At 42.5% G+C, this 5,331-nt stretch carries 6 protein-coding genes; all 6 read left to right on the forward strand.

The window, feature by feature from the left end:
* Positions 1–499: Uma2 family endonuclease (locus VB711_RS12045; RefSeq protein ID WP_323286263.1), on the forward strand; the 499-nt coding region annotated here is incomplete at its 5' end.
* Between the two features lie 211 nt (positions 500–710).
* Positions 711–1,685: a restriction endonuclease gene (locus VB711_RS12050; protein ID WP_323286265.1), complete on the forward strand. Its 975-nt coding sequence runs from the start codon at positions 711–713 to the stop codon at positions 1,683–1,685.
* A gap of 158 nt (positions 1,686–1,843) precedes the next feature.
* Positions 1,844–2,116, forward strand: coding sequence for a hypothetical protein (locus tag VB711_RS12055; protein ID WP_323286266.1), 273 nt, complete (start codon positions 1,844–1,846; stop codon positions 2,114–2,116).
* The gene (locus tag VB711_RS12060; protein ID WP_323286267.1) at positions 2,113–2,490 is read left to right on the forward strand and encodes a clan AA aspartic protease; all 378 of its coding nucleotides are present in this window, start codon (positions 2,113–2,115) and stop codon (positions 2,488–2,490) included. The genes VB711_RS12055 and VB711_RS12060 overlap by 4 nt, the downstream gene beginning before the upstream one ends.
* A 434-nt stretch (positions 2,491–2,924) precedes the next feature.
* On the forward strand, positions 2,925–4,664 hold the full coding sequence (locus VB711_RS12065; protein WP_323286268.1) for an Hsp70 family protein: 1,740 nt from the start codon (positions 2,925–2,927) through the stop codon (positions 4,662–4,664).
* 19 nt (positions 4,665–4,683) lie between these two features.
* On the forward strand, positions 4,684–5,103 hold the full coding sequence (locus tag VB711_RS12070) for a tetratricopeptide repeat protein (RefSeq protein ID WP_323286269.1): 420 nt from the start codon (positions 4,684–4,686) through the stop codon (positions 5,101–5,103).
* The last annotated feature ends 228 nt before the right edge of the window (positions 5,104–5,331 follow it).

A 5,331-nucleotide genomic window follows, 5' to 3' on the forward strand; every position in this document is an offset into this window, starting at 1 on the left:
CCACCATGAAGAAGTTTCAGCTTTTACCACCACAAAAATCTGCGCCCAAATTGATGCAATAGGTTTAAATTGGTTTGTCCTTCAGCGAGGATTACTACGTCCTTCTAACTTGGGTATGACAGCATTTAGACCTGATGTTATGGTTGTGGATCGCAATGAACTTGCCAAAGAACTACTTTGGAATGACCAATCAATCCTCACCCTGGGCAGTTCGATTAAATTTGTGATGGAAGTAGTTAGTAGCAACTGGCAAAATGATTATGCGCGTAAAGTCGAAGACTACGCAATTTTAGGTATTCCTGAATATTGGATTGCGGATTATGCGGGTCTAGGTGGGACTCGACATATTGGGAAACCGAAACAACCCACCCTTTCGATTTGTACCTTAGTCAAAGGAGAGTATGAAATTCAGCAGTTTCGTGGTGATCAACCGATTACTTCTCTCACATTTCCAAATCTCAAACTGACAGCCGAACAAGTTTTAAAGGCTGGCAGATAAAGAGCTTTAAGCCATGTTTACTTCAGATAAAATATTTACGGGGGGATTGCTAAGGCAATTTGTTCCGCAAAGCATTAAACTGGACAATATTGTGATATTTTAATTTTGATTTAGGGGCGATCGCTTGCCGCTCAATTGTGCCGTTGGACGACAAAAATACTTCAGACAGCCCTGAATAAATGATGGTGCGGGAAAAGATTAGGAGTTAATTGTGAATGATACAAAGATTCTTGACGTAGATGGAACTACTCTTGATGAGTGGCTAGAGCTTCTCCGCAAACCACCTACAGGAATGATTTTTGTAAGGAATAAGTTTCCTACAGAAGATCACAAAAACGAATGGCTTAGGACAGCACATCTACGACCGGAAAAAGATGTCAAACTTTTGCTGCGGCACTTTCTAGTTTCGACTGGATCAAATCCTAGTGATCAATTGAATGCTCAAATTCTAATTTCCCAGCTATCAAAGGGTACTTGTCTTAATGAGTTAAAGGAGCACGACCGTCGCCTACTCTATCATGTTAAGAGTCACGGCAAATATCCAGTATGGGAAGGTTTGGGATGGGTCATTGATTTACTTCCTCATCATCCGCGAACGGCACTGAATGTTATAAATGCTTTTTTCTACCCATACTTTGGTCTACTTACAGATAACTATTTGTCAGGTTTGTTTGATGCCGAAGCAATCATTCGTAATCGGTATATTGAAAGTTTTCACACAATAGACAGCGCAGAACGAGGGCTACTTTCACTTCATTGGCGCGAACTAGAGTGGTTATGTGGAGCGGTATATGATCACATGGGTTTCAATGTAAGGGTGACTTCTCGTGGCAATGATGATGGTGTAGATGTGTTTGCTGAAAAAAATATATGTGGACAGAAGGATTTGATCGTCATTCAGGCAAAGAAGTGGCGTGAATCTAATCCTGTTGGTAAGGGAGAAGTGCGTGAATTGCTTGGCACTATTGATGATCACCGAGCTACTAGAGGTGTCCTTGTAACGACTGGACGCTTTGAGTCTGGTGCACTTCAAATGGCTAACAAAGATTCAAGAATTGAACTACTAGATCAAAAGCAGTTCTTATTACTATTAAATGAGTACTGCGGAACTGATTGGTTTACAAGGGTAGATCGACTCATCACCTCTATCAAAATACATTGTTCGTCTTCCTCCGTCGAACTTTGAAGAGCCTGACGATTTTGAGTGCGATCGCTGATCTTGTAGGGTGCGTTAATGAAATGTAACGCACCTTATTTTTATTTTGATATTAAGTAATGTATTCACAGCTATTTCTGGTCAGCTATAATGCTAGACAAGGCAATGATCAAGGGAAATTCACAATCATGTCATTCCATCACCCGCGCTATAGCAAAGAAGAGTTCGCCCAACGAGGTGATCTCATTTACCAAAATCAAATACGTCCGCAAGTGGAATTTGGTAATCAAGGCAAAATCGTAGCAATTGACATTGAAACTGGAGACTTTGAAGTTGATGCTCGTGAAATAGCTGCTTGCAATAAGCTCGAAGCCCGTCACCCAGATGCTCAAATCTGGATTGTTCGAGTTGGTTCCCGCCACGTTCGCCGATTTGGTGGACGAACAAAGAGAGCAGTATGATCTCAGGAATTGTTAACGCAGATTTTGAGGCAATTATCTCGCTATCAATATGTGACTCTGAAGGAAAGATTTATACGCAAGATGCGATTGTCGATACTGGTTTTAATGGTTGGCTTTCATTGCCTCCAGACCTGATTGATCGGTTAAATCTGAAATGGAAAAGACGAGGACGCGCTATTCTTGGCGATGGCAGTGAATGCGTTTTTAATGTCTATGAAGCAATTGTGGTGTGGGATGGCGATTATCTGACTATCCCAATTGATGAAGCTGATTCAGAACCTTTAGTTGGAATGTCATTGATGGAGGGCTATCAACTCACAGTTCAAGTATTTGAGGAAGGCAGCGTAGAAATCCGTAAAGTAAGCACCGTCTAACACTGCGTTGGAGCCGACCTTTCAAAAGCGATCTTAAAAAGCATAGTTTGTCCATAGCGGCTCAACTAGACCGTTAGGCTGCAATCTCATCTCATTGAAAATTAGTAGTCCTAGAAATTTAACAGGCTAGACAAATAAAGAAGACTAAATGGGATAATTCCTACGAAAACTCGTGATACAGCGATCGCCAAATTGCAAAACCTATCCGAGTTACTGGTATAAGAAGTGGCTAACTTCCATGGGTTCTACCTTGTTTAGTTGATCCTAAGAATGATGACTTATTTAGTCAATATCTTGTAGCCTTATATTTATTGGTGAAATTGTCACACTTCAAAATACAATATCTGTAATTACCTACGGTGTGAGCTTATGTAATAGCTTATCGCTCGCCGCAGGCATCGCACCAGGGACAAAAAACTTTTAAATTTGGAACTATGAAAGCAGTTGGTATTGATTTAGGTACAACAAACTCCGAAGTGGCGATCGTCGAAAACGGACAGGTGCGGGTATTGCCAGGAGAAGATGGCGACTTGATTTTACCCTCCTGCGTCGGATTTAGTGATACAGGTAAAGTGCTGGTGGGACGAGAAGCACTCCGTCAATATGCTGCTGCTCCCGAACGCACCGTAAAGTCAATTAAACGCTGGATGGGAACTGACCACAAAACCACTTTAGGAGATAAAGAATACTTACCCCATGAAGTTTCCGCAATTATTCTCCGCGCCCTCAAACAACGGGCAGAAAGCGCTTTAGGAGAAACAATCACCCAAGCCGTAATTACAGTTCCCGCTTACTTTACAGATGCTCAACGGCAAGCAACTAAAACCGCTGGCGAAATAGCTGGTTTAGAGGTACTGCAAATTATCAACGAACCAACAGCCGCAGCTTTAGCTTATGATTTGCGTGCCGAAGACACAGAACGGGTTGTGGTTTATGACTTGGGAGGTGGTACCTTTGATGTTTCGGTTGTGGAAATTACAGGTGAAGTCACAGAAGTATTAGCTACTCATGGTAACAACCGCTTGGGTGGAGACGATTTCGATAGGCTTTTGCAACTCCATCTTGCCGATCTATTTCGTAAACAGCATGGTGTAGATGTACCAGACGATGCTGCCACCCAAGCGCGTCTCCTACGAGCAGCAGAACAGTTAAAAATTGACCTGAGTTCCCACGGCTTTGCCACAGTTCGAGAAGCCTTTTTAGGCAGTAAAGGCAAGACAGCACTACATTTAGAGACAGAAATAGCACGGGCAGATTTGGAAAAACTGATTCGTCCCCTATTGACAGAAACCCTAGAAGCAATTGACCGCGCCCTCGCAGATGCAGACCTCGAACCAGGTGATATTGACCGGATTATCCTAGTTGGTGGTTCTACACGCATTCCCCTAGTCCAAGAAATGATCTCAGAACATTTGGGACAAACACCTAGCGATGGCATTCAACCAGACCTTTGTGTGGCATTAGGAGCAGCTTTACAAGCCGGGGTGTTGGTAGGTGAATCCGTAGATGCGATTCTTGTTGATGTAATTCCCCATTCCTTGGGTATCGCTGCGGCCGTGACTACACCAATGGGGATGATGCCAGGTTACTTCAGTGTAATTATTCCCCGCAACAGCGTTGTTCCCGTTTCTCGCTCTGAAGTTTATTCCACCGTGTTTGATGAACAAGAAGCGGTAGAAATTGAAGTTTTCCAGGGAGAAAATGCGATCGCTCAAGAAAATGTTCCTCTAGGCTCTTTTAAGGTAGAGAACCTACCACCCAAACCAGCAGGAGATATTCAAATCGAAGTTCATTTTGACTTTGATATGAATGGCATTCTCACCGTCACCACCACTGAAAAAGGCAAAGGTCAACAGGGCACCCTAGTAGTCAATAATGCAGGTATTCAAAAACTTTCCAGCCATGAATTGAAGCAAGCCAGGGCAGACATAGACGCATTATTTGAAGCTGATGAAACAATTGAAATCTCAGCCGAAGAAATTCCTCCAGAATTAACAGCACTTTTAGACCGCGCTCAACAAACACTTCTGACCCTAGATTCTGAACAAGCAGAAGAATTACAAGACTTATTAACCCAGATTGAAAATGCACGTGCAAACAATAGCCCGGAATTAACCCAATTACAAGAAGAACTCTCAGACTTTCTTTACTACGCCAGTACCAATGATGAATAAGCAATAGAAAGTGATAATTATGAAATGTCCTGTTTGTGGAGCAACTTATCGTCCAACCAAGGGAGCAAAGCAGCAGGGGGGAGAAACTAACAGCAATAACTCTCCATTACCCTCCCCTTCCCCAACTTGTAGACGCTGCAAAGCCGATTTATCTGACTTGCTAAGTCTGCACGACCAAGCTATTTGGTATCACAGACAGGCAATTCATTTTTTGTCCATCAAGCATTATCAACAGGCAGAAACCCACAACAATCAAGCCCTAGCTTTGTATTTCAGCAATTCAGACTTTCATGCCTTAGCGGGTAAATTATCGGCATTGCAAGGAGAATGGAGAGAAGCGATCGCCTCTTGGCAACAAGCACTCAAATTTGATCCACAAAATGCGATCGCTGGCCATTGTCTACAAATGATCAAGCTAATGGCAAAAAATCACCTATAAAGTATGTAACTTACCCATTGACAAACTTTACTAAATATGAATTGCGGTTTTTCCTTTCTTCTAGGGTGCGTCACACCCGTTAATTGAACCACCATTAGCCATATTTTCCTATTTGACGCACCGTACCAATCAAGCTGGAAATGATTAATTTCGGTTAATACAGATTATTTAGGGGTTGCTGAAAAAGTCTTTTTGTTAGGGCTAGGAGTCAGAAGTCAGGAGTCAGGA

Origin of the sequence: Cronbergia sp. UHCC 0137, assembly GCF_034932285.1 — a bacterium.
GTDB lineage: Bacteria > Cyanobacteriota > Cyanobacteriia > Cyanobacteriales > Nostocaceae > Cronbergia.

What these genes read in the sequence shown, in the direction of transcription:
- VB711_RS12065 (WP_323286268.1), top strand. Translation starts at nt 2,925, where the DNA reads ATGAAAGCAGTTGGTATTGATTTAGGTACAACAAACTCCGAAGTGGCG.
- VB711_RS12055 (WP_323286266.1), top strand. Translation starts at nt 1,844, where the DNA reads ATGTCATTCCATCACCCGCGCTATAGCAAAGAAGAGTTCGCCCAACGA.
- VB711_RS12070 (WP_323286269.1), top strand. Translation starts at nt 4,684, where the DNA reads ATGAAATGTCCTGTTTGTGGAGCAACTTATCGTCCAACCAAGGGAGCA.
- VB711_RS12060 (WP_323286267.1), top strand. Translation starts at nt 2,113, where the DNA reads ATGATCTCAGGAATTGTTAACGCAGATTTTGAGGCAATTATCTCGCTA.